The organism is Candidatus Symbiopectobacterium sp. NZEC135 (assembly GCF_025962695.1).
In genome coordinates this window covers 1-614 of sequence record NZ_JAGFPF010001292.1, presented here as the reverse complement: position 1 = coordinate 614, position 614 = coordinate 1, and the positions used below count along the sequence as shown (strand labels likewise).

Below are 614 nucleotides of genomic sequence, written 5' to 3'. Positions count from 1 at the left end.
TATCCTCGTAGTGTTCTGTGCTGGAGTGAAGGACGCCGATGATTATGCATCAAGATGATACATGCAGCTAACTGAAGTTAAGCAGTCACCTGACAAAACGGCAAACAGGAGCGCCATTTCTGTTGCGCACGCTCCTGATGTTGCTCAAGCGAAAGTCGAAAGCCATTCAATGTCATGTTTTGTAGACTATTGTCGCCTTCGGCAAGGGGCGTTGAGTGAACGATTTATCCTGTGGTTAAATCAAGGGTTGTTTGGGTACACCATACGGGAAAGACGATGATGCCGCCGATGATGACAAGCCAACAGGAACCCGTCACCGCCTTGCTGTTGATCAATGAAAAAGCGAGGAAAGGTGACTGCGCACGTGAAGAGGTGCTGGCTCAGTTAATGGCGCAGGGACTGCGCGTGATGGTTCCCAGCGCAGAATTGTCGATGACCTACAGCGAATTGATCGAGCACTATGCCGATCGCGTCGATATGGTTATCGTCGGTGGCGGTGACGGCAGCCTGAACGCCGCCGCGCCGGGCCTGGTGGCGACAGGGTTGCCGCTGGGGGTGCTGCCGTTGGGCACCGCCAACGATTTTGCTCGCACGCTGGATATCCCTTTCGCTCT

General features: G+C 54.1%; 1 protein-coding gene. It reads left to right on the top strand.

Annotated features, from left to right (window positions below):
- Positions 1-288 precede the first annotated feature (288 nt).
- Positions 289-614: diacylglycerol kinase family protein (locus J5224_RS33885; RefSeq protein WP_264629245.1), on the top strand; the 326-nt coding region annotated here is incomplete at its 3' end.